22 protein-coding genes are annotated in these 20,649 nt (G+C 65.1%); 7 read left to right on the forward strand and 15 right to left on the reverse strand.

What is annotated here, in order from left to right; genetic code table 11:
- Positions 1 to 5: 5 nt before the first annotated feature.
- Positions 6 to 473, forward strand: coding sequence for a group III truncated hemoglobin (locus tag GR158_RS04835; protein WP_160870180.1), 468 nt, complete (start codon positions 6 to 8; stop codon positions 471 to 473).
- A gap of 6 nt (positions 474 to 479) precedes the next feature.
- On the opposite strand, the gene GR158_RS04840 is transcribed toward GR158_RS04835, so the two are convergent.
- The 3 genes from GR158_RS04840 to GR158_RS04850 all read right to left on the reverse strand — a co-directional run bounded on the left by GR158_RS04840 (position 480) and on the right by GR158_RS04850 (position 2,714).
- The gene (locus GR158_RS04840; protein ID WP_134647933.1) at positions 480 to 1,145 is read right to left on the reverse strand and encodes an OmpA family protein; all 666 of its coding nucleotides are present in this window, start codon (positions 1,143 to 1,145) and stop codon (positions 480 to 482) included.
- Between the two features lie 113 nt (positions 1,146 to 1,258).
- Positions 1,259 to 2,131, reverse strand: a complete 873-nt coding sequence (locus GR158_RS04845; RefSeq protein WP_160870181.1) for a bifunctional helix-turn-helix domain-containing protein/methylated-DNA--[protein]-cysteine S-methyltransferase — start codon at positions 2,129 to 2,131, stop codon at positions 1,259 to 1,261.
- A gap of 67 nt (positions 2,132 to 2,198) precedes the next feature.
- Positions 2,199 to 2,714 carry a DUF2244 domain-containing protein gene (locus GR158_RS04850; protein WP_134647937.1) on the reverse strand — a complete coding sequence of 172 codons (516 nt, stop codon included), beginning with the start codon at positions 2,712 to 2,714 and terminating at the stop codon, positions 2,199 to 2,201.
- 22 nt (positions 2,715 to 2,736) lie between these two features.
- Here GR158_RS04850 and nth point away from each other — a divergent pair, with 22 nt between their 5' ends.
- Positions 2,737 to 3,501 carry an endonuclease III gene (nth, locus tag GR158_RS04855; protein WP_160870182.1) on the forward strand — a complete coding sequence of 255 codons (765 nt, stop codon included), beginning with the start codon at positions 2,737 to 2,739 and terminating at the stop codon, positions 3,499 to 3,501.
- A 9-nt stretch (positions 3,502 to 3,510) separates the two neighbouring features.
- On the opposite strand, the gene GR158_RS04860 is transcribed toward nth, so the two are convergent.
- From GR158_RS04860 to GR158_RS04900, 9 genes are all read right to left on the reverse strand, one after another.
- A complete protein-coding gene (locus GR158_RS04860; protein ID WP_160870183.1) occupies positions 3,511 to 4,824 on the reverse strand; it encodes an aspartate aminotransferase family protein in 1,314 nt (437 codons plus the stop codon).
- Between the two features lie 12 nt (positions 4,825 to 4,836).
- Entirely contained in the window at positions 4,837 to 5,508 is a 672-nt protein-coding gene (locus tag GR158_RS04865) for a cysteine hydrolase family protein (RefSeq protein ID WP_160870184.1), read from the reverse strand.
- Positions 5,505 to 6,533 (reverse strand): branched-chain amino acid ABC transporter permease, encoded by a 1,029-nt coding sequence (locus GR158_RS04870; protein WP_160870185.1) that lies wholly within the window; start codon positions 6,531 to 6,533, stop codon positions 5,505 to 5,507. The genes GR158_RS04865 and GR158_RS04870 overlap by 4 nt, the downstream gene beginning before the upstream one ends.
- Positions 6,534 to 6,545: 12 nt before the next feature.
- Positions 6,546 to 7,436, reverse strand: coding sequence for a branched-chain amino acid ABC transporter permease (locus tag GR158_RS04875; protein ID WP_134647947.1), 891 nt, complete (start codon positions 7,434 to 7,436; stop codon positions 6,546 to 6,548).
- Positions 7,437 to 7,439: 3 nt separating this feature from the next.
- Positions 7,440 to 8,147, reverse strand: coding sequence for an ABC transporter ATP-binding protein (locus GR158_RS04880; protein ID WP_160870186.1), 708 nt, complete (start codon positions 8,145 to 8,147; stop codon positions 7,440 to 7,442).
- Positions 8,140 to 8,874 (reverse strand): ABC transporter ATP-binding protein, encoded by a 735-nt coding sequence (locus GR158_RS04885; protein WP_134647951.1) that lies wholly within the window; start codon positions 8,872 to 8,874, stop codon positions 8,140 to 8,142. Before GR158_RS04885 ends, GR158_RS04880 begins: the two co-directional genes overlap by 8 nt.
- Before the next feature lie 52 nt (positions 8,875 to 8,926).
- Positions 8,927 to 10,102, reverse strand: coding sequence for an ABC transporter substrate-binding protein (locus GR158_RS04890; protein WP_160870187.1), 1,176 nt, complete (start codon positions 10,100 to 10,102; stop codon positions 8,927 to 8,929).
- Positions 10,103 to 10,225: 123 nt separating this feature from the next.
- Positions 10,226 to 10,876, reverse strand: coding sequence for an isochorismatase family cysteine hydrolase (locus tag GR158_RS04895; RefSeq protein ID WP_134647955.1), 651 nt, complete (start codon positions 10,874 to 10,876; stop codon positions 10,226 to 10,228).
- Entirely contained in the window at positions 10,866 to 11,681 is an 816-nt protein-coding gene (locus GR158_RS04900) for an N-formylglutamate amidohydrolase (protein ID WP_134647957.1), read from the reverse strand. The genes GR158_RS04895 and GR158_RS04900 overlap by 11 nt, the downstream gene beginning before the upstream one ends.
- A gap of 155 nt (positions 11,682 to 11,836) precedes the next feature.
- Between GR158_RS04900 and GR158_RS04905 the strand changes: the two genes are divergently transcribed.
- Together GR158_RS04905 and GR158_RS04910 are read left to right on the forward strand one after the other, a co-directional pair.
- Positions 11,837 to 12,739 (forward strand): MurR/RpiR family transcriptional regulator, encoded by a 903-nt coding sequence (locus tag GR158_RS04905; RefSeq protein WP_160870188.1) that lies wholly within the window; start codon positions 11,837 to 11,839, stop codon positions 12,737 to 12,739.
- Positions 12,729 to 14,042, forward strand: a complete 1,314-nt coding sequence (locus tag GR158_RS04910) for a glutamine synthetase family protein (protein ID WP_134647961.1) — start codon at positions 12,729 to 12,731, stop codon at positions 14,040 to 14,042. The genes GR158_RS04905 and GR158_RS04910 overlap by 11 nt, the downstream gene beginning before the upstream one ends.
- Before the next feature lie 54 nt (positions 14,043 to 14,096).
- Here the strand turns inward: GR158_RS04910 and GR158_RS04915 are convergent, their stop codons facing one another.
- The gene (locus GR158_RS04915) at positions 14,097 to 14,825 is read right to left on the reverse strand and encodes a sulfate transporter family protein (protein WP_160870189.1); all 729 of its coding nucleotides are present in this window, start codon (positions 14,823 to 14,825) and stop codon (positions 14,097 to 14,099) included.
- A 153-nt stretch (positions 14,826 to 14,978) separates the two neighbouring features.
- On the opposite strand from GR158_RS04915, the gene GR158_RS04920 reads away from it, so the two are divergent.
- Positions 14,979 to 17,006 carry a methyl-accepting chemotaxis protein gene (locus GR158_RS04920; protein WP_160870190.1) on the forward strand — a complete coding sequence of 676 codons (2,028 nt, stop codon included), beginning with the start codon at positions 14,979 to 14,981 and terminating at the stop codon, positions 17,004 to 17,006.
- 26 nt (positions 17,007 to 17,032) lie between these two features.
- On the opposite strand, the gene GR158_RS04925 is transcribed toward GR158_RS04920, so the two are convergent.
- Complete coding sequence (locus tag GR158_RS04925) at positions 17,033 to 17,662, reverse strand: anti-sigma factor (protein ID WP_160870191.1); 630 nt, start codon at positions 17,660 to 17,662, stop codon at positions 17,033 to 17,035.
- Between the two features lie 251 nt (positions 17,663 to 17,913).
- On the opposite strand from GR158_RS04925, the gene argB reads away from it, so the two are divergent.
- Positions 17,914 to 18,801, forward strand: coding sequence for an acetylglutamate kinase (gene argB / locus GR158_RS04930; protein WP_160870192.1), 888 nt, complete (start codon positions 17,914 to 17,916; stop codon positions 18,799 to 18,801).
- A 32-nt stretch (positions 18,802 to 18,833) separates the two neighbouring features.
- Here argB and GR158_RS04935 read toward each other — a convergent pair whose 3' ends face one another.
- Complete coding sequence (locus GR158_RS04935) at positions 18,834 to 19,736, reverse strand: DMT family transporter (RefSeq protein ID WP_160870193.1); 903 nt, start codon at positions 19,734 to 19,736, stop codon at positions 18,834 to 18,836.
- A 101-nt stretch (positions 19,737 to 19,837) separates the two neighbouring features.
- On the opposite strand from GR158_RS04935, the gene GR158_RS04940 reads away from it, so the two are divergent.
- Positions 19,838 to 20,533: a pyrimidine 5'-nucleotidase gene (locus GR158_RS04940; protein ID WP_134647973.1), complete on the forward strand. Its 696-nt coding sequence runs from the start codon at positions 19,838 to 19,840 to the stop codon at positions 20,531 to 20,533.
- Positions 20,534 to 20,649: the final 116 nt, after the last annotated feature.

Here is a 20,649-nt window from a genome sequence, read left to right on the forward strand (position 1 = left end):
CCGGCATGACAGAGCAAGACCGCGACCGCCAGTCCCATTTCGCCGCCATCCGCGCCCGCGCGGAGGCCGAAATGCACGCCATCGGCATCACCGCCGATTTCATTCCGCTGCTGGTGGACACCTTCTATGGCCGCGTGCGGGCCCATCCGGAGCTTGGTCCCGTCTTCAACGGGCGGCTGGCCGGACGCTGGCCGGAGCATATGGAAAAGATGAACCGCTTCTGGTCTGCCGTCGCCTTCAAGGACGGCGGCTATGGCGGCAAGCCTGTCATGGCGCACCAGGGTGTCGCGGGCATGAACCCGCCGCTGTTCCAGACCTGGCTCGGCCTGTTTTCCGCTACGCTCGACGATATCGCGCCCTCGCCCGAGGCGAAGGCGTGGTTCATGGCGACGGCCGAGCGGATCGCGAAGAGCCTGGTGCTCTCCCTTTTCTACAACCCGGCCGACGACGATCCGGCGCTCAGGCGCGCCTGACGCGGATCAGCCCTGACGCAGCGGGGAGATCGAGATTTCGACGCGGCGGTTCTGCGCGCGGCCCATTTCCGATGCATTCGAGGCGATCGGACGCGTGAGGCCGTAGCCCATGGCCGACATGCGGCGGGGATCGACACCGCGCGCGGCGAGATAATTGGCCACGGAATTGGCACGGCGCTCGGACAGATCCTGATTGTAGCCGGCATTGCCGACCGAGTCGGTATGACCGTCGACGTCGATCAGCGTCTTGTCGAACTTGCGCAGCACAGTCGCGACCGAATCGAGCGTCGGATAGAACGGCGGAATGACCTGGTCCTGGTCCGTCGCGAAGGTGACGTTCGAGGGCATGTTGAGGATGATGCGGTCGCCGTTACGCGTAACCGAAACGCCGGTGCCCTGAAGCTGCGCGCGCAGCTCGGATTCCTGCGTATCCATGTAATTGCCGATGGCGCCGCCGGCCAGCGCGCCGATACCCGCGCCGATCAGGGCTGCGTTGCGGCGCTGCACCGGATTGTTGCCGACGAGGAGACCGGCGACGGCGCCCATGCCGGCGCCGATGGCTGCGCCGCCCGCCGTGTTGGAAACCTTCTGCTCGCCCGTATAGGGATCGGTCGTCGTGCAGGCGGAAAGATAGGTCGCGGCGAGCGCGACGAGCAGAGCCTTTTTATACATGTGGGTCCCCGGAGACTTCGATGATTCTGCTTCAACCTAACGATTGCGGCGGGAACATGAAAGAGGGGCGCCATCGCGGCATTCCGGGCACACAAAGCCGGTCACTGTCACCATCAGGCCCGTCCCGATTCCCAGCCGAGCATCGCGCGCTTGCGCGTCAGGCCCCAATGGTAGCCGGTCAGGGCGCCGCTCTTGCCGAGTGCGCGGTGGCACGGCACGACGAAGGAGATCGGGTTGCGGCCCACCGCGGCACCGACGGCGCGAGAGGCGGTCGGCTGTCCGAGCTTTTCGGCAATCGACGAATAGGTGACGGCGCAGCCCATCGGGATGCGCAGCAGCGCCTCCCAGACGCGAACCTGGAAATCCGACCCGATCAGCACGACGCGCAGCGGCTCTTCCGGGTTCCAGCGGGCGGGATCGAAGATGCGGGCCGCGTAGGCCGCGGTCGCCTCGGCATCCTCGACATAATGGGCGTTCGGCCAGCGGGACGACATGTCCTCGAAAGCATCCGCCCCGCCCGCCTGGTCGGTAAAGGCGAGGCCGGCAAGCCCGCGGTCGGTGATCATCACAAGCGCCGTGCCGAAGGGCGACGGATGCAGGCCGTAGCGGATCGTCAGCCCCGCCCCCCGCGCCTTCCACTCGCCCGGCGACATGGCTTCATGCGTGACGAAGAGATCGTGCAGCCGTCCGGGCCCAGAGAGGCCGACCTCGAAGCTCGTTTCGAGCAGCGGCAGCTCCTCCTGACGCAGCAGGCGCTTGGCATGGTCGAGCGTCACGGCCTGGAGGAAGGCCTTCGGCGAAAGGCCCGCCCAGCGCGTGAAGGTCTTCTGCAACTGGCTCGGCGACTGGCCGAGGCGGACGGCAATGTCTTCAAGGCCCGGCTGATCGCGGTAATCCTCGGTGATCATCTCGATGACCTGCCGGACGGTCGCATAGTCCTGGCCATCGGGGGTGATATCGGTCTGCAAGGTCGCGGCAATGTTCATGATCGTCTCCTGTGCCGCTAGAAAAGCACGCCCGCGGCGTGCCCGCCACCCGATTCCTGCCGGCCCGTCAGTAACCGCGCTTCACGCGGGCGAGCGCACCCGAAAAGGCCGAGGCGAAGCGCTCGCGGTCGTCGAGTGGCAGGAAGGTGCCGACATCGGTCTCGCGCCCGTTGCCGCGCACATGCATGGCCGTAATGCCGATCTTCGGCTTGCGGGAGACGAGGAAACGCGCCCAGAACGGATTGAAGGCATATTGCGTCTCGCGGCCGGACGGGCTGATCTTGCGGATGGAGATGCTGGTGCGCGACAGCGACACCAGTTCGCGCGCCTTCGCTGCCCGGTTGTTGAGCCAGAAGGCGCCGAAGAGAACGAGGAAATCGAGGCCGAAGAACAGGGCGACCGGCCACGCGCCCGAGATCAGGAACACGGCCACATGCGCAAGGCTGAGAACGCCGGCGATGAGGAAGAAGATGCGATGGCCGTGGCGGCCGAGCGAACGATAGGGATGCAGCTCGGCCGAGAAGACCGGGCGCTCGTTCATGCTCATGTCGGCCATGCTCGTGTCGGCGTTGCCTTGTGTCATGGCGCATGACTATAGAAGCATCATGGAAAACGGAAAGATCAAAAAGTCGAGAGCTGCCGCGCCCGCCCGCCGCAAGGCGCCGGCGCGGCCGAAAAGCATTTATTCGCAGGACGAGCTGCGCGAGATGTTCCGCCGCTTTTCCATCCAGCGGCCGGAGCCGAAGGGCGAGCTTGAGCATGTGAACCCGTTCACGCTCGTCGTCGCGGTCGCTCTCTCCGCCCAGGCCACCGATGCCGGCGTCAACAAGGCGACGCGCGCGCTGTTCCAAGTGGCCGACACGCCGGAGAAGATGCTGGCGCTGGGCGAGGAGAAGCTGCGCGACTACATCAAGACGATCGGCCTTTATCGCAACAAGGCCAAGAACGTGATCGCGCTCAGCCAGATGCTGATCGACCGCTTCGGCGGCGAGGTGCCGCGCACCCGTGAGGAGTTGGTGATGCTGCCGGGCGTGGGGCGCAAGACGGCCAATGTGGTGCTGTCCATGGCCTTCGGGCAATCGACCATGGCGGTCGATACGCATATTTTCCGTATCGCCAACCGCCTGCGCCTCGCCCCCGGCAAGACGCCCGACGAGGTGGAGGACAAGCTCATCCGCCTCATCCCGGACGAGTATCTCTACCACGCCCATCACTGGCTGATCCTGCACGGGCGGTACTGTTGCAAGGCGCGCAAGCCCGAATGCGAGCGCTGCGTCATCGCCGATCTGTGCAAGGCGCCGGAAAAGACCTGCGACGTGCCGGCCCCGCTTGTCGAGCTGCCGCTCCAGCTGTTCGGTCCGACGCCCTGATCGCCAGGGCTACCAGCCCGCGAAATCCGCAAGAAGGGCCTCATCGACCCGCCCCGCGGCGACATCGGTAAGGGCCTGGTCGAGAATGGCGAGGCCTTCGCGCGCCTCGCTCTCGGTCAGCGTCAGCGGCGGCGTGAATTCGAGCACGTTCGACCGCACACCGACATAATAAAGCACGAGGCCGAGCTGGAAGGCGCGGTAGACCGTGAGGGCGGTCTCCCGCGTTGCGGGCGTCCGGCCGGCGCGATCGCCGACGAGCTCCACGCCGAGCGCAAGGCCATGCCCGCGCACGTCGCCGATCAAGGCGTGGCGCCGCGCGAGCGCATTCAGGCCGTCGCGCAACACACGACCGGTCCTGGCTGCATTCTCGGCCAGGCGGTCGCGCTCGATGGTCTCCAGCACGGCGAGTGCGGCGGCCGCGCAGACCGGGTTGCCGTGCACCGTCTGGAGCGAGAACGCCACCGCATGGTTCATGATCGCCTCCGGCCCGACGACCGCGGAGATCGGCAACCCGCCGCCAAGCCCCTTGCCGAAGACGACGATGTCGGGCGCGATGCCGGAATGGTCGAAGGCGTTGAAGCGCCCCGAACGGCCGAGCCCCACCTTCACCTCGTCCGAGACGATGAGGATGCCGTGCCTGCGGCAACGCTCCTCCACGGCCTTGAAGAAGCCGTCCGGCGGCACCAGCATGCCGCCGTCTGACTGGATGGGCTCGATGAAGAAGGCGGCAATCTCGTCCGGTGCGATCTTTGTTTCGAAAAGCCGGTCGAGATGGGCAAGGGCTGCCTCGCTCGCCGCCTGCGGCGTATCAGCGGCATAGCTGTTGGGATAGGGAACGAGCGTCAGGCCGGCAGCGCGTGTGCCCTGTTGCGCCGGGTGCCCGGAGACGGCCATGGAGCCGACCGTGCCGCCGTGATAGGCGCCGTCGAAGGCGAGAATGCGGGGCCGGCCCGTCGCCGCGACCACCATGCGCGCGACGGTCTCGTTGGCATCCGAGCCGGAATGGCCGAACCAGACGCGGCCACGCGCCCGCTCCGGCACCAGCGACAGGAGCTTTTCGGCAAGCAGAACGCAGGCTTCGTTCGCCGACGAAAGGTAGCTCGCTCCCGCCTGGTCGGAGAGTGCACGGTCGACCGCAGCCCGCACCGCCGGGTGGGAATGCCCGAGGCTCGCGGCACCCCAGGACGCGGCGAAATCGAGAAGCCGCCGTCCGTCGTCTGCCGTGAGATACGCGCCGCTGCCCCCGACGACCGCCTGCGGAAAGAACCGCAGATGCGCCATCGAGGACACCGACTGTCGTTCACGTGCATAGAGGCCGGACATGGGCTTTTCCCCTTACTTCTTGAAGAAGGTGAGGACCTCGTCGAGCTGGACGACGTGGCAGTAGATCATGTTGATGATCTCAAGCTCGCGCTTGTGCAGCTCGTCCGTCGCGGCCGCGCCGCAATCGTCCACGACGACGACGCCGAAGCTCTCGTCGGCAAGGCTGCGTACGGTCGAGGAGACGCACTGGTCGGTGAAGATGCCGCAGCAGATGACATCCTTGATGCCCATATTGTGCAGGATGAGGCGCAGGTTCGTGCCGGTCAGGGCGCTGTCCGTCGTCTTGGTGATGACGATCTCGTCCGCGCGCGGCTCGAGTTCCGGCACGACCTGCCCTTCCGGCAAGTCCTTGGGCAGCAGCAGGTAGTTGAAGCCGGGCTTCTTCTGGCTGAGCGAGCGGTCGCGGCCATCGGGCTTGAGGCAGGCGATGCGCGCGAAGATCACCTCCACCTTGCGCTTGCGGCACTCATCGATCAGGCGGGCCGTGTTGGGAATGACCGTCTGGCGCATGCGGTCGTAGAACGGCTGCCAGCGCGCGGTTTCCTCGGGCGTATCCTTGGGATCGAGATAGGTGTTCTGGATGTCGATGACGAGCAGCGCCGTCGTTTCCGGATCGAGCACGATATCCTCGGGCTCTTCGGCATTCGCATAATAGAAGGAGCGGTAGGCGGTCTTCCAGGTCATGCGGTCTTCTCCTTCTTTCGGCGGCTGCGGGTGAGGATGTGGCCGATCTCGCGGTTGGGGAAGAGACCGCCCGGCCTGACGATCATCACGGCGATCATGGCGAGCGCGAGCACGATTTCCGTCAGGCCGATGACCTGGCCGGAACCGGAGGACGCGGCATTGAGCGTGGCTTCCGTGCCGCGCAGCCCCTCATAGGCGACGGTGATGAGGACCGTGCCGGCAACCGCCCCGGTGACGGTGTTGGCGCCGCCGATCACCAGCATGGTGATGATGAGGAAGGTTTCCTTGAGGTAGAAGGCCTTGGGCGCGAAGGACGTGATGAAATGCCCCCAGAGCGCACCGCCGATGCCCGCGATGAAGGCCGCCAGGATGAAGGCGCGCCAGCGCAGGTGCGGAATGTTCGCGCCGAGCGCCGCTGCGGCGACCTCGTCCTCGCGCGAGGCGCGCAGCAGCTTGCCGGTGCGCGATTCCTTGAAGGCCAGCGCGACGAGCACGACGACCGCGGCCACGATGGCGGCAATCGGCATTTCCGTCGTCTTGGGCAGTCCGAACAGCGTGCGCGGACCGTTGGTGAGCGCGCTCCAGTTGTTCATGATCGTATAGAGCACGACGAGGAGCGCAAAGGAGGTGATGACGGCGGCCGCATCCGAAAGCCGCATCAGCGGGTAGGCGACGACGGCGGCGACGAGGGCCGCGACCACGCCGGCGGCCAGCATGGCGAGCAGCGGCGAGATTTCCACGACCTTCATGAACTCGTAGAGATCCGGCAGCGCCATGCCCTTCATCTGCGCCGGAATCGTCAGCACGGCCGACGTATAGGCGCCGAGCCCCATGAAGCCGATATGGGCGAAGGAAAGCAGGCCCGAATTGCCCATGAAGGTCTGCAGGCCGATGACGAGAACGAGCGAAATCAGGAGGTTCGTGGCAATGCGGTCGTAAAGCCGGATGCCGATCATCTGGCTGCCGACGGCGATGATGGCGATGACGGCGATCAGGATGAGGGCGGTGAGATAGGAATGTTTCATGGGTTCCGCTCCTCAGGTCCGCTGGCCGCTGGCCGGACCCTTGATGAGGCCTTCAGGCCGCCACAGCAGGATCAGGATCACGAGGCTGAAGGTGAAGGCATCGCGGAACTTCAGGAGATCCTGCGACAGGGTGTAGTTGAGCGTGGTGTCGATAAGCGCCAGAAGGAAGCCGCCGACCACCGCGCCCGGCAGGCTGCGCATGCCGCCGATGACGGTGGCGATGAAGGCGACGAGCAGCGGCTCCAGGCCGACGCCGGGCACGACCGTGCCGATACGCCCGATCCACAGCAGGCCGACGACGCCGGCGAGGAAGCCCGAAAGCGCAAAGGCCGAGGAGATGATCAGGTTGGCGGGCACGCCGAGCATGCGCGCCATGGTGAAGTTGGTGGCGGCCGCGCGCATGGCGATGCCGAGCGTCGTCTTGCGCATGAGAAACGCGACGGCGGCCAGCAGCACGATCGAGGCGGCGATGGTGATGAGGTTGCGCACCGGCGTGATCGCCCCGCCGATCGAGACCGTCTGCGAGAAGATATCCGGCAGCGGCACGTTGCGCGGGCGCGGCGAGATGAAGAGCAGGGCCGCGTTCTGCAGCAGGTTCGAGAAGGCGAAGGAGGTGATCAGCACCGCCGTCACCGATTTCGCGCGGACCGGGCGGAAGGCGACGTAGTCGGTGAGGATGCCGAAGACGATGGCCATGACGACGGCAAGGACCGCCATGAGCAGCCAGGGCAGGCCGGAGCCGCTGGTCAGGAACATGGTGTAGCCGGCGACCATGATGAGTTCGCCATAGGCGAAGTTTACCAGCCGCAGGATGCCGTAGATGATGACGAGGCCGAGCGCCATCAGCGCATAGGCGCCGCCGAGGCTGAGCACGTCGATGACGAACTGGATCGCGAAAGCCATGGATCAGCCTCCCAGATAATGTGCGCTGAGATCGCTGGTGGAGCGGATCTCGTCTGCCGTGCCGGACGCGACGATCGCGCCGAGCCGCATGACATAGGCGCGGTCGGCGACGGCGAGCGCCTGGTTCACGTTCTGCTCGACGAGCAGGATGGTCAGGCCGGATTTCTTCAGCGTCTCGATCATCTCGAAGATGCGCTCGACGATGGCGGGCGCCAGACCGAGCGAGGGTTCGTCGAGAAGCAGCACGCTTGGCCGCGCCATCAGCGCGCGGGCGATCACCAGCATCTGCTGTTCGCCGCCGGACAGCGTGCCCGCCGCCTGCGCGGCGCGTTCGGCAAGACGCGGAAAGAGCGTGTGCAGCCTGTCGAGGTTGTCGCGGTTGCCGGCGTGGTCGCGGCGATGGATATAGGCGCCGAGCATCAGGTTCTCGGCGACGGTCAGGTCCGGGAAGACGTCGCGGGTTTCCGGCACGGTGGCAAGCCCCGCGCGGATGACCTGCTCGGGATTGGCCGAGGTGATGTCCCTGCCTTCCAGCGTGACCGCGCCGCCGGATGTCTTCAGCGCGCCGGCGATCGCCTTGATGGTGGAGGATTTGCCCGCGCCGTTCGCGCCGAGCAGGCTGACGAGTTCGCCCTTGCCCACGGTAAAGCTGATGCCGCGCACGGCGCGGATCGTGCCGTAGCTGACGGAAAGGTCGCGCACATCAAGCATGGGCCGCCCCCTTGCCGAGATAGGCTTCCACGACGGCCGGATGGCTGCGCACGTGGGCGGCGTCTCCTTCCGCGATGGTGCGACCGGAGGCCAGGACGTGCAGGCGGTGGCAGAGCCGCATGATGAGACCCATGTCATGGTCGATGATGATGAGGCCGAGGCCGCGGGTCTTGGGCAGCTCGGACAATGTGTGCAGCAATGTCTCTGTCTCGGCGTCGTTCATGCCGGCGGCCGGTTCGTCGAGCAGCAGGAAGCGCGGTTCGGCTGCCAGTGCCCGGGCGATCTCGACACGGCGCTTGTCGCCGTAGCTCAGGCTCTCGCCAAGCTCGTCCGCCTTGTCCGCCAGGCCGAGCTCATCGAGCAGCCCGACTGCCCGCTCGGTGCTGACGGCGCGGGAGACACCCTTGGCGAGGGCCGCGGCCTCCACATTCTCCAGCACGGTCATGCCGTTGAACAGGCGCACGATCTGGAACGAACGGCTCACGCCGGCCAGCGCGATATCGCGGGGCGACAGGCCCGACAGCGTGACATCGCCGGCGGTGATCGTGCCGCCGGCGAGCTTCACCTGGCCGGTGATCGCATTGATCATCGTCGTCTTGCCGGAACCGTTCGGCCCGATGAGGCCCAGAACCTCGCCGGTGGCGACGGAGAGCGAGACATGGTCGAGAGCGCGGAGGCCGGTGAATTCCACCGACACGTCGTTTACCGCAAGACGTGCTTCAGACATGGTTTTTCCGAAAGGTATGGGCCGGCTGATGCGCCGGCCCGGACGGCAGGGATCAGGGCTTCGGCAGCGATTCCGGCTTGCGCCAGCCGACGAAGGTCGGCTTGCCGGCCTTGAGTTCAATCACCGCGGCGGCCTTGTTCGGAACGTGGCCCTCTTCGGCCGTACCGTAGTCGAGTTCGCCGGTGAGCAGCTTGAAATGGCCGTCTTCAAGCGCCTTGGCGAGTGCCGCACCTTCCGTCGTGCCGGCCGCCGTGATGGCCTGGGCGATCATCATGATCGTGTCCCAGCCCGTCGAGACGAAGGAAGTATCCGGATCCTTGCCGAACATCTCCTTGTAGAGGCCGATGAACTTCTCCATTTCCGGATCGGCGCCCGCGCCCATCCAGGTGTGGGTGACGAAGTAGACGTCGTTGCCGAATTTCTCGCCGAGCGCTTCGTGCATGGCCGGATCGTCATAGGCGTCGCCGCCGAGAACCGGCGCATCGTAGCCGACTTCGCGCAGCGCGCGGATGATCACGCCGATATCCGTGCCGTAGGACGAGACGAAGATGACGTCGGGTTTCTTGCCGAGCGCCTGGAGGCGCGAAAGCTGGGCGGAGAAGTTGTTGTCGCCGTTCGTGTAGGTGTCTTCCAGCAGGATTTCGCCGCCGTCAGCCTTGAACTGCTCGACGAAGTACTTGGAGAGCGACTTGGTGTAGGCGATGAACTGGTCGGTGACGACATAGGCCGTCTTCCAGCCCTTTTCCTTCACCGCGAAATCGGCAGCCGTCGCGCCCATCGTGGTGTTCCACATGGAGAGCGTGAACTGCTTGTCGCCGAGCGACCACGAGGAATAGAGCGGGTCGGAGGCGCAGGTCGAGATGCCGACGATATCGGCGGACTGCGCCTCGCGGCTGGCCGGCGAGCCGAAATCGAAGTCGCAGGGTGCGACGATGACCTGGGCGCCCTTGTCGATCAGTTCGACGGCGACGTTGCCGACCGTGACCGGATCGGACTTGCCGTCGATATTGATGAACTCGATCTTCTTGCCAAGCACGCCGCCATTGTCGTTCAGGTACTTCACCGCGACCTGCGCGCCGTTGAAGCCGGGCGTGTCGAGCGGAGCCTGGATACCCGTCATGGACAGCGCGCCGCCGATGACGATCTTGTCGTCATCGGCAAAGGCGGCGGCGGAGGAGGAGGCGAGCACAAGGCCCGCCGCCAGAAGCAATTTGGATGTTTTCATCATGATCGTTCCCCTTGATGAACGCCTTGCGGCTGTGAATGGAATGCGGTCCGGCCTTTTTCTTGTTTTGTGCGGCCCGCCTGAAAGCTCCTTGGTTGATCCCGTCGCGTGATTGTGCCGGGCCGCTTATTGCCCGATTTCCTTGAGCAGATCGTCGGTCGAGATCTGTCGGCAATAGCCCTTGATCGCATTGATCGAGAAGTCGTGCCGCTCCTGCGAATAGGTGCCGCAGGCATCGGGCACGAGCGTCACGAGGTAGTTGAGGTCGCAGGCATCGCGCACCGCCGATTCCACGCACTGGTCCGTCAGGAGGCCGCAGAGCACGATCTGCCGTACGCCGAGATTGCGCAGGATGTAGTCGACATGGGTGGAGACGAAGACGCTCGACGAGCTCTTGGGCAGGACGATCTCATCCTCCAGCGGCGCCAGCTCATCGATGACCTTGCCGTCCCACGAGCCCTTCGGAACGTTGAAGCCGGTGATCTTGTAGTCGAGGCTGCGGTCGCGGCCGTCCTTCGTCAGGCTTTCGATCGTCGTGTGCAGCACTTCGATGCCGGCCTTGCGGAAGCCGGCCAGGAGGCGCTGCATGTTCGGAATGGCGACCTCGTGGATGCGCTTGAAATAATAGCCGTACTTGCCCTCGATATCGGCGTCGGAGACGTCCTTGAACTCGCCGCCGTCACGGCGCACGGAGAAGTTCTGCACGTCGATGAAGAGGATGGCGGATGCGGCCGGATCGAGCGGCAGGTTGCGGGTGGAGGGATGGTCAGCGGCCATCGGAGGATCCTTCAAGGCTTTGGGCTGCGAGGAGAAGCGGACCGGCAAGGCGCTCGGCCCATGCCTCCTGACCGCTCGCATCGTGGATGAGGTCGTTGCGCACTTCGAGCAACACATGCGGAATGCCGCGCCGTTCGCCGTGCACCGGGATCGTGTAGTCGGAGACATCGTCGACGTGGTAGGGCGCGTTGAGCTTGACCGTCACGTCGGCATTCGCCGCGCTGAAGGTTTCGGCAAGGCGCTCCGCAAAGCGCGCGTCCCTATTGTAGAGCAGGCCGAGTTCGAAATCGCGCACCGCGCCGGTCGCGCGCATGACGGGCGTGAAGCTGTGCACGGAAACGAGGACGAGCGGCCCGCCGGCCGCCTGCCGCCGCTCCAGCGCAACGGAGATCGCTTCATGCAGGGGCTGGTGGATTTCCACGAAGCGGCCACGCCGCTGCGCGTCGGAAACATTGGCATTGGCGGGAATGAGCGTTCCGTCGCTCCGCTTGAGAACGCAGTCTTCCGCTTCGAACGGACGGTTGCAGTCGATCACCAGGCGGCTGTAGCGCTGGAGGATGAGAGCGGCATCGAGCCGTTCCGCAAGCCTGCGGGCAAGCCCTTCGGCACCGACGTCGTAGGCGATGTGCCGGTCCATTTCCGCGGATGCGACGCCCAGATCGCCGAGCGCGGCAGGCACGGCGCGGCCGGCATGCTCGCAGGTCAGGAAGATCGGCGAACGCCCGGTCGCGTTGATCCATTCCACGGGGTCCGGGTCGCCAGCATTCAGCAATCTGGACATGTCGCTATCTGCAAGACTGAGCATGAAATGGTATCCGTCGATCGCATCGGCATGGGCCGGTACGAGGGCTTCGATGACAGCCAGTCAAAGAAATTTTCCAATCATAGTCAATCCGATTTTTCCATTTGACTAATTTTTTTCATGGCGCAAATATCCGCCCCAAGAACGGGAACATACCTATGAGCGATGGGAAATCGTCGACGACGGTCCGCACGCGGATCCGGGAGGCTGCCGGGCAGCTCACGGCCAGCGAGCGCAAGATCGCCAATGCCATCCTTGCCGACTACCCCTTCACGGGGCTCGAGAACATTCAGGAACTGGCGGCGAAAACCGGAGTCAGCGCGCCCTCGATCACCCGCTTCGTCAGCAAGATCGGCTGCAGCGGGTTCCAGGACCTGCAACGCCAGCTCATTGCCGAGCTGAAGGAAGGGCAACGTTCGCCGCTCGACCTGAAGACGCGGCAGACGCCGGTCGGCCATTCGGAGTTCCTGTCGGAGTACGTGCGGCGCATCGCCTCCGTCACGCAGGAGATGGCGGCCACGGTTTCCCAGGCGCAGTTCGATATCCTCGCCGACCTGATCGCCGATCCCTCGCGCAACATCTTCCTGCTCGGCGGCCGCGTCAGCAACAATGTCGCGTCCTTCCTGTCTATCCATCTGCGGCAGATCCGCAGCGGCATCTACCACATGTCCGACAATCCCGAGTTCTGGCCGGAACACGTGCTGCGCATGCGCAAGAAGGATGTCGTGCTGCTGTTCGATTTCCGGCGCTACCAGCTCAGCCTCGCACGCCTTGCCGAGACGATCGCGCAAGCGCGCGGCGCGACCATCGTCGTGATCACCGACAAGTGGATGTCGCCGGCCGCCCGCAGTGCCGATCACATCGTCGCCTTGCCGATCGAGGCCGGCACGGCCTGGGATACGGTGGCGGCCGCAATCGTTCTCGTCGAGGCGCTGATCGTGCGCGTCTCCGAGGCCGATTGGGAGGCGACGCAGAAACGCATCAGGGATTGGGACGGCGTACGCTTCTCCATGCCGGGCTACGACCAGGATACGATCAACGGGGACGACGATGAAACGTGAAGAAATGATGGTTGCCTGCTGCGGCGACCTTTCGGGCAAGGTGCGCGGCAAGGCCTTTCCGCTGGCACAGATGGAAAAGCGCCTGAAGCGCGGCGTGGGCTGGACGCCGACCAATGTCCAGATAACCTGCTTCGACGCCATCGCCGAAAGCCCCTTCGGCTCGCTGGGCGACCTCGTGCTCATTCCCGATCCGGCAACCAGTGTCAGCATCGAAAGCGAGGACGGCGCGCCGAACGAGAATTTCGTGCTCGGCAATATCCGCTACACCGATGGCAGGCCATGGGAATTCTGCACGCGCTCGATCCTCGAAGCCGCGCTCGAACGCCTGCAAAAGGTGGCGGGCGTGACGCTCTACGGCGCCTTCGAGCACGAATTCCAGATCAAGCATCTGGTGTCGGAAGTGGGCGGCGCCTTCACGCTGGGCGGCTTCCAGCGGGAGCGGCACTTCTGCGAGGCGATCATCGCCGGCATGCGCACCGCCGGCGTGACGCCAGACACGATCCTCAAGGAGTTCGGCGCCGGGCAGTTCGAGGTGACGATGGGCCCGCAGAAGGGCGTGACCATCGCCGACCATTCCATCATCACGCGGGAGATCGTCGGCCTCGTCGCGCGCGAACTCGGCTACGACCCGACCTTCACGCCGATCCGAGATCCGGCCGGCGTCGGCAATGGCGTGCATGTCCACATGAGCATGCTGGACGCGTCCGGCAATCCCGTGACCCACGATCCCGCCGGCAAGCACGAGCTTTCGGACGTCGCGGGCAAGTTCGTGGCCGGCATCCTGAAATACCTCGACTCGATCATCGCCATCACCGCGCCGAGCGTCGTTTCCTACCTGCGGCTGACGCCGCATCGCTGGAGTGCTGCCTTCAACAATCTCGGCTTCCGGGATCGTGAAGCGTCGGTGCGCATATGCCCGGTCTCCGATATCAGCGACATCGCGCGCGCCGCACAGTTCAACTTCGAATTCCGCGCGGCGGACGGTGCGGCGAACCCGCATCTGGCGCTTGCCGCCATCGTCCATGCCGGCGTGCAGGGCATCGAGGAAGGCCTCGCCGTGCCGGAGGCCACCCAGGAAGACCTTTCGCTGCTCGGCACGGACGCCCTTGCCGCCCGCGGCTATGTCCGCCTGCCGCAGACGCTGGAAGCGGCCTTGCAGCGGTTCCGCGGCAACGAGACGGTGTGCAGCTGGTTCCCGGAGGGCTTCGCGGACGTCTATGTCAAGCACAAGGAAGGCGAGATCGCCTATCTCGCCGGCAAGACGCAGGCGGAAATCTGCGCGGCGTACGAAGACGCCTACTGAGCCGAACCGCCATACGATGATCGAAAGCCGGCACGGTGACGTACCGGCTTTTCTTTACCGCGCCTGTGGAAGCGCGAAGCCGGGGTCCTTGCGGCTCAAGGCCTTGTGCAGGTGCACCATCAGGCCGGCGGCAAAAAGCGGTGTAAGAAGATTGACGATCGGGATCGCCAGGAAGGCCGCGACCAGCAGGCCGGCGATCAGGACCGTGGAAAAGTGCTTTTCGCGAAACCGCCGCGCCTCCTGCGGCGAGCGATGGCGCATGGCGGCGAACTCGAAGAATTCCCGGCCGAGCAGGTAGCCGTTGACGGCGAAGAAGGCGATGAGGTTGACGCCGGGAATGAAGAGCAGGAACAGCGCGACGAGGTTGCCGACGAGCACGATGCCGAGGAACTTGACCGACCCGGCGATGGCCTGGCCCATGGGCAGCGGAACGCCCGGCTTGTCGGCAGGATAATCCCGCTTCTCGATGACTTCGGCGACATCGTCGAGGAAGAAGCCGGCGATGATGGCGGTCACCGGCGCGAGCAGCAGCGCCAGTCCGAGCGCGAGCCCGATGCTGGCGACGATGCCGAACACGAAGGTGAGCCAGCCGGCCCATTGCGGCAGGTCCGGCATGAATGCGCCTTGCAGCCATGGCCAGGCGAAGGCGATGAAGCTTTCGCGCAGACCGAACCACACCACGACGAGGGCGAGGATCGTCAGGCCCAGGACCTTCCAGAAGACGCTGCGCGTTTCGGGGGCGAAGAGGTTGGCAAGCGCAAGCCGGGCGGCGTCGAGGATCATCGAAAACTCCTGTTCGATCTGGCATGTAGGGTGTGGAAAACCGGCCGGCAAGGCAGGAGATGAGCACGGCCCATTAAGGCCGCGTTAAACGACGGGCCCTAGACTTTCGCGCAACCGCAAAAAGCGCGTCTTCGAGAAAACCAGGGAACTGTCATGCATAATGTCCGGATCAGCAGGCTCCTGCCGGCGCTCTTCCTTCTGATGGTCGTTCTGGGGGCGCTGCAAGGGGCGGTCGCCTTCCGGTCGCTGTCTGCGATGACCGGCCATATCGAGCGTATCGGCACCGATCGCATGCCGCAGCTGAGCGCCATCCTGCAACTGAGCCACGCCTTCTCCGATCTCAATGCGATCTACGCGGAACATCTGCTTTCGATGGACCCGGACGAGATCGGCCGCATCGAGGCGCGCATCAAGGAACGCACGGAAGCCTTCGAGGCCATGGTGAAGACCCATGCCGCCGACAATAGCGGCGATGCGGCGGCGATCGCCGGGATCGACACCATCAAGACGACGCTGACGACCTATCTCGACGAAGCCGCCAAGCTCGTGCAGTTCTCCGCCATCGGCGCCAAGGGGCCGGCGCTCGACATCTACAAGGGTTCGATGAAGGCGAGCGCCGATGCGATCACCGCGGCCCTCAACGCGCTCGTGGCACACACCCAGACGGTGACCGACGAAACGATCGAGACCGCGCGCGCCGAGGAAGGCTCCGCCTTCGCGTTGACCTGGGCTTCGCTCGCAGCCGCGATGGGCCTCGCCATTGCCGCGATCTTCCTGGTCAACCGTCGCGTCGTGCGGCCGCTCAACGGCCTTGCAGGCGCAATGAAGCGGCTGGCCGACGGCGATACGGTCGTCACCATTCCCAGCGCCGGCCGCAAGGACGAAATCGGCGACATGGCCGGCACCGTCGCCGTTTTCCGTGACAACGCCGCCGAGCGCCAGCGTCTCGAACGCCAGGCCGAAGACGACCGCCGCCGTGCCGAAAGCGACCGGCAGGCGCGCGAGGCGGAACGCACGCGCGACAGCGGCCAGGTCCAGCAGGCCGTCGCAAGCCTTGCCGACGCCCTGGGCAGGCTTGCCGCCGGCGACATGACCTGCCGCATCGACGAGCCCTTCGAGGGCGATCTCGACCGGCTGCGGGCAGACTTCAACGCCTCCGTCTCGCGCCTCAGCGATGCGCTGCGCGAAGTGGGCGAGAACGCCGCGGCGATCGACGCGGGCGCAAGCCAGATCCGTTCGGCCGCCGACGACCTGTCGCGCCGCACCGAACAGCAGGCCGCTTCCGTCGAGGAGACCGCCGCCGCGCTGGAAGAGATCACGACCACCGTCAAGGATTCGACCCGGCGCGCGGAAGAAGCCGGCGATCTCGTTGCGCGCACACGCGCCGGTGCCGAAAAATCGGGCGAGATCGTGCGGCGCGCCGTCGCGGCCATGAACGAAATCGAGAAATCCTCCAGCGAGATCACCAGCATCATCGGCGTGATCGACGATATCGCCTTCCAGACCAATCTTCTGGCGCTGAATGCCGGCGTGGAAGCCGCCCGCGCGGGCGAGGCCGGCAAGGGCTTTGCGGTCGTGGCGCAGGAAGTCCGCGAGCTGGCGCAGCGCTCGGCCAAGGCCGCCAAGGAGATCAAGTCGCTGATCACCACATCGGGCGATCAGGTCCGCACCGGTGTCTCCCTGGTCGGCGACACCGGTCGCGCGTTGCAGACCATCGTCACCGAGGTGCAGGAGATCAACAGCCACGTGGCCGCTATCGTCGAGGCGGCACGCGAGCAGTCCGTGGGTCTTCAGGAAATCAACACCGCCGTCAACAGCATGGACCAGGGCACGCAGAAGAATGCCGCCATGGTTGAGGAAACCACGGCCGCCAGCCATGGGCTCGCCGCAGAGGTTCAGGCGCTGAACGCGCTGATCAGCCGCTTCAATGTGGGCGGCACGTCGTCGGCATCGAGCCGCACCATGCAGGCACATTTGCATGTCGTGCCCACGACACCGGCCGCGCCGGTCGCTGCCACGCCGGCTCCGGTGCGCAAATCCCCGGGCCAGTGGAACGTCAAGGCCGCCTCCAGCCAGTCCCGTGCCGTGTCCTCTCCCGCGCTCGCGCTCAACGAGAAGATCGCCGGGGCCTTTGGCGCACGCCAGGACACCGGATCGGGCGGGGACTGGGAAGAGTTCTGAGACGCCGGCGACTTACCGGCGTCGTCTCACTTTTCGGGCGGCTGGCCCTGATGTGACAGGATGAGCGCGCTTCCCGCCGTCCGGGGCACGACGCCCAAAGACACCGGCGCCTCGCCTTCCTTTTTCAGCCAGACTTCGAGCGGCCGCTTCTTTTCACCCACATCGGAAACCGGCGTGAGGCGGAGCGCGCCGTTCGTCTCTTCGTAATGCACGAAATGGTCGATTGCGCCTCGTTCGCCCGTGGCGTCGGACACGGGGCGGCCGGCACCGGCGGGCCGCTGCGTGAGCAAGCCGCCAAGCGACAGGACGAGCCCGGCCGCAACGGCAACGCCCGCAAAGGCAAGCCCGCGCCAGAAGCCCAGGGAATTCCAGCAGCCGCCGGAAACCTTGCCTGTAAACACCGCATCGCACGGTCCCATATGCAGGACCTGCCGGTGACCGCCGAAGCCGGCATCGGGTGCGGCATGGGTCGCGTCGTCGCCGAAGGTGGAGAGCGTTTCCTGCCAGCGCCCGACCATCGCGGCAAAGCGCCGGTCGGATGCCAGCCGCGCCTCGACCTTGCGGCAGTCCTCCTGGGAAAGCGCGCCGAGCACATATTCGCCGGCGATCACTTCGTCGCAGCGGGTCTCGCCCATATCTCGGCCGAATGCCGTCATCGCCTTGTGTACTCTCTCGGTTCGCGCAGAGGGCGCGCAACGGTGGTTTTCTTACATATAGGAACACGCGGAGGCATTTTGCCATAGCAAGCACGCCTGGACATCATAATCTTCCCCATGCCGTTGCGCCATCGACGCTGACGCGATGAAAAGCGCTTTCTCGCGCCGACCGACGCATTGTGAAAAGAGGATCATTCCATCGTCACAAAACATGCGTTAAACAGGCGCCCACCCATTCCCGAGAGGCCGCCATGTCCCAATCCGATAGCGAAAACCAAGCCCGCCTTCTCGTTCAGGCCCTGCCCTACATGCAGCGCTACGAGAACAAGACCATCGTGGTGAAATATGGCGGCCACGCCATGGGCAACCCGGAGCTCGGCAAAGCCTTCGCCAGTGACATCGCGCTTCTCAAGCAGTCCGGCGTCAACCCCATCGTCGTGCATGGCGGCGGCCCGCAGATCGGCGCCATGCTGACCAAGATGGGCATCGAATCGAAGTTCGAAGGCGGCCTGCGCGTCACCGACCAGAGGACGGTCGAGATCGTCGAGATGGTGCTCGCCGGCTCGATCAACAAGGAGATCGTCGCGCTCATCAACCAGACGGGCGAATGGGCGATCGGCCTGTGCGGCAAGGACGGCAACATGGTCTTTGCCGAGAAGGCCAAGAAGACCGTCACCGATCCCGACAGCAATATCGAGCGCGTTCTGGACCTCGGCTTCGTTGGCGAAGTGGTGGAAGTCGACCGCACGCTGATCGACCTGCTCGCCAGGTCCGAGATGATCCCGGTCATCGCGCCGGTCGCGCCCGGCCGCGACGGCCACACCTACAACATCAATGCCGACACCTTTGCCGGCGCCATCGCCGGCTCGCTGAACGCCACGCGCCTGCTCTTCCTGACGGACGTTCCGGGCGTGCTCGACAAGGACGGCCAGCTGATCAAGGAACTGTCGGTGGCGCAGGCGCGCGCGCTCATCAAGGACGGCACGATCTCCGGCGGCATGATCCCGAAGGTCGAGACCTGCATCGACGCCATCAAGGCGGGCGTGCAGGGTGTGGTCATCCTCAACGGCAAGACCGCCCATTCCGTACTGCTCGAACTCTTCACCGAGCATGGCGCCGGCACGCTGATCGTGCCCTGACGGCTTTTACCGGCGGCACTGCGCCGCCGGGCCTACAGGAAGAGCAGGCCGAGGATGCCGCAGACGATCAGCAGGCATCCCGCCACTTCCGTGCGGTTCACCCGCTCGTGGAAGAGGAAGTAGGAGGCCATGAAGGTGAAGACCAGTTCGATCTGGCCGAGTGCGCGCACATAGGCCACCTGCTGGAGGCTCATCGCCGTGATCCAGCAGGCCGAGCCCATCACGCCGGTGATGCCGACCAGCGACGAGGACCGCCAGCTCTTGAGAACCTGGACGATCTCGTTCTTGTCCTTCCACAGCATCCAGATGAGCATGAAGATCGTCTGGAAGGTCGTCACGCAGGCGAGCGTCATGGCCGCGCTCATGATCGGCCCCGGCCCGTCCAGTGACAGGGCGGCGCTGCGATAGGCGACCGCCGACACGCCGAAAACGCCGCCTGACGCGATGCCGATCAGCGCGGTGCGGCCCGTCAGCGCCGCGAAGGTATTGCGCCAGGACAGCGGCGCGCGGGCGACCGAGATCAGCATGACCCCGATGACGCCGACGATGATGGCGACGACGGCGCCGGGCGTGATGCGTTCGCCAAGCAGGATGAAGCCGAAGATCGCCGCCTGCACCGGCTCCGTCTTGGAATAGGCGGTTCCGACGGCGAAGTTCCTGAGCGAGAACAGATAGACGAGCAGCATGGTCGCGAAGATCTGCGCGAGACCACCGATCACCGTCCAGACCGCGAAGGTCCAGTTGAGCGCCGGAAACGCCAGGCCGGCGATCCAGTGCAGCGAAAGCGCATAGAGGATTGCCAGCGGGAAACCATAGCCGAAGCGCACGAAGCTCGCGCCGCGCGTACCGAGCGAGCCCTGAAGATGCTTCTGCAGGGCCGAGCGCAGGTTCTGCAGGAAGGCGGCGGCGATGGTGATGGGAATCCAGAGTTCCATGCACTGCCGCTAGCACGCCGGTTTGCGCAAATCCATCGGCAGCGAAAGCGGCGCCTCAAATTTCCGTTTGCCGCCGCGCGGGCCCATGGCATAAGGCGGCCATGACCGATCTTCCGAACAAAGCCGACTTCGCCCATGTGCGTGACTGGGTCTTCGACCTCGACAACACGCTCTATCCGCACCACGTCGATCTCTTCGCCCAGATCGACAAGAACATGACGGCCTATGTCTCGGCGCTGCTCGGCCTGTCGCGCGAGGACGCGCGCGCCCTGCAGAAGCAATATTACTACGACCACGGCACGACGCTGAAGGGCCTGATGATCCACCACGACATCGACCCGCTGGACTTCCTGGAAAAGGCGCATGCCATCGACTACGGCGTGCTGTCGCCGGACCTGTCGCTGGGCGAGGCGATCCGGGCACTGCCGGGCCGCAAGTTCATCTTCACCAATGGCAGCGTCAAACATGCCGAGATGGCCGCAAAGGCGCTCGGCATCCTCGACCATTTCGACGACGTCTTCGACATCGTGGCGGCCGAATACATGCCCAAGCCGGCGGGCGCGACCTATGACAAGTTCATGGCGCTGCACCGCATCGAGACGCAGCAGGCGGTGATGTTCGAGGACCTGCCGCGCAATCTTCTCGTGCCGAAGGCGCTCGGCATGAAGACGGTGCTGCTCATTCCGCAGAACGAGAACCACGAATTCGTGGATGCCTGGGAGAAGCGTTCGGAAGAGGACGAGCATATCGATTATGCGACCTCCGACCTCACGGCCTTTCTGAACGCGCTTCTTTGACATTCGGCCGGCCACATTCCTGACACGGAAAAAACCCTTTCCCGTCAAAGGATTCAATTACCAATTTGTAACTGGCCACGGCCGTCTTTCCCTCTATCCTGCGCTCCCAAGGGACG

Source organism: Shinella sp. AETb1-6 (assembly GCF_009826875.1).
Lineage (GTDB): Bacteria > Pseudomonadota > Alphaproteobacteria > Rhizobiales > Rhizobiaceae > Shinella > Shinella sumterensis.

Coding starts and splice junctions, on each gene's coding strand:
- GR158_RS04920 (WP_160870190.1), top strand. CDS start 14,979: ATGCATAATGTCCGGATCAGCAGGCTCCTGCCGGCGCTCTTCCTTCTG.
- GR158_RS04845 (WP_160870181.1), bottom strand. CDS start 2,131: ATGAACATTGCCGCGACCTTGCAGACCGATATCACCCCCGATGGCCAG.
- GR158_RS04900 (WP_134647957.1), bottom strand. CDS start 11,681: ATGCTCAGTCTTGCAGATAGCGACATGTCCAGATTGCTGAATGCTGGC.
- GR158_RS04835 (WP_160870180.1), top strand. CDS start 6: ATGACAGAGCAAGACCGCGACCGCCAGTCCCATTTCGCCGCCATCCGC.
- GR158_RS04915 (WP_160870189.1), bottom strand. CDS start 14,825: ATGATCCTCGACGCCGCCCGGCTTGCGCTTGCCAACCTCTTCGCCCCC.
- GR158_RS04885 (WP_134647951.1), bottom strand. CDS start 8,874: ATGTCTGAAGCACGTCTTGCGGTAAACGACGTGTCGGTGGAATTCACC.
- GR158_RS04840 (WP_134647933.1), bottom strand. CDS start 1,145: ATGTATAAAAAGGCTCTGCTCGTCGCGCTCGCCGCGACCTATCTTTCC.
- GR158_RS04890 (WP_160870187.1), bottom strand. CDS start 10,102: ATGATGAAAACATCCAAATTGCTTCTGGCGGCGGGCCTTGTGCTCGCC.
- GR158_RS04875 (WP_134647947.1), bottom strand. CDS start 7,436: ATGGCTTTCGCGATCCAGTTCGTCATCGACGTGCTCAGCCTCGGCGGC.
- GR158_RS04870 (WP_160870185.1), bottom strand. CDS start 6,533: ATGAAACATTCCTATCTCACCGCCCTCATCCTGATCGCCGTCATCGCC.
- argB (WP_160870192.1), top strand. CDS start 17,914: ATGTCCCAATCCGATAGCGAAAACCAAGCCCGCCTTCTCGTTCAGGCC.
- GR158_RS04905 (WP_160870188.1), top strand. CDS start 11,837: ATGAGCGATGGGAAATCGTCGACGACGGTCCGCACGCGGATCCGGGAG.
- GR158_RS04910 (WP_134647961.1), top strand. CDS start 12,729: ATGAAACGTGAAGAAATGATGGTTGCCTGCTGCGGCGACCTTTCGGGC.
- GR158_RS04925 (WP_160870191.1), bottom strand. CDS start 17,662: ATGACGGCATTCGGCCGAGATATGGGCGAGACCCGCTGCGACGAAGTG.
- GR158_RS04935 (WP_160870193.1), bottom strand. CDS start 19,736: ATGGAACTCTGGATTCCCATCACCATCGCCGCCGCCTTCCTGCAGAAC.
- GR158_RS04860 (WP_160870183.1), bottom strand. CDS start 4,824: ATGTCCGGCCTCTATGCACGTGAACGACAGTCGGTGTCCTCGATGGCG.
- GR158_RS04850 (WP_134647937.1), bottom strand. CDS start 2,714: ATGACACAAGGCAACGCCGACACGAGCATGGCCGACATGAGCATGAAC.
- GR158_RS04865 (WP_160870184.1), bottom strand. CDS start 5,508: ATGACCTGGAAGACCGCCTACCGCTCCTTCTATTATGCGAATGCCGAA.
- GR158_RS04880 (WP_160870186.1), bottom strand. CDS start 8,147: ATGCTTGATGTGCGCGACCTTTCCGTCAGCTACGGCACGATCCGCGCC.
- GR158_RS04940 (WP_134647973.1), top strand. CDS start 19,838: ATGACCGATCTTCCGAACAAAGCCGACTTCGCCCATGTGCGTGACTGG.
- nth (WP_160870182.1), top strand. CDS start 2,737: ATGGAAAACGGAAAGATCAAAAAGTCGAGAGCTGCCGCGCCCGCCCGC.
- GR158_RS04895 (WP_134647955.1), bottom strand. CDS start 10,876: ATGGCCGCTGACCATCCCTCCACCCGCAACCTGCCGCTCGATCCGGCC.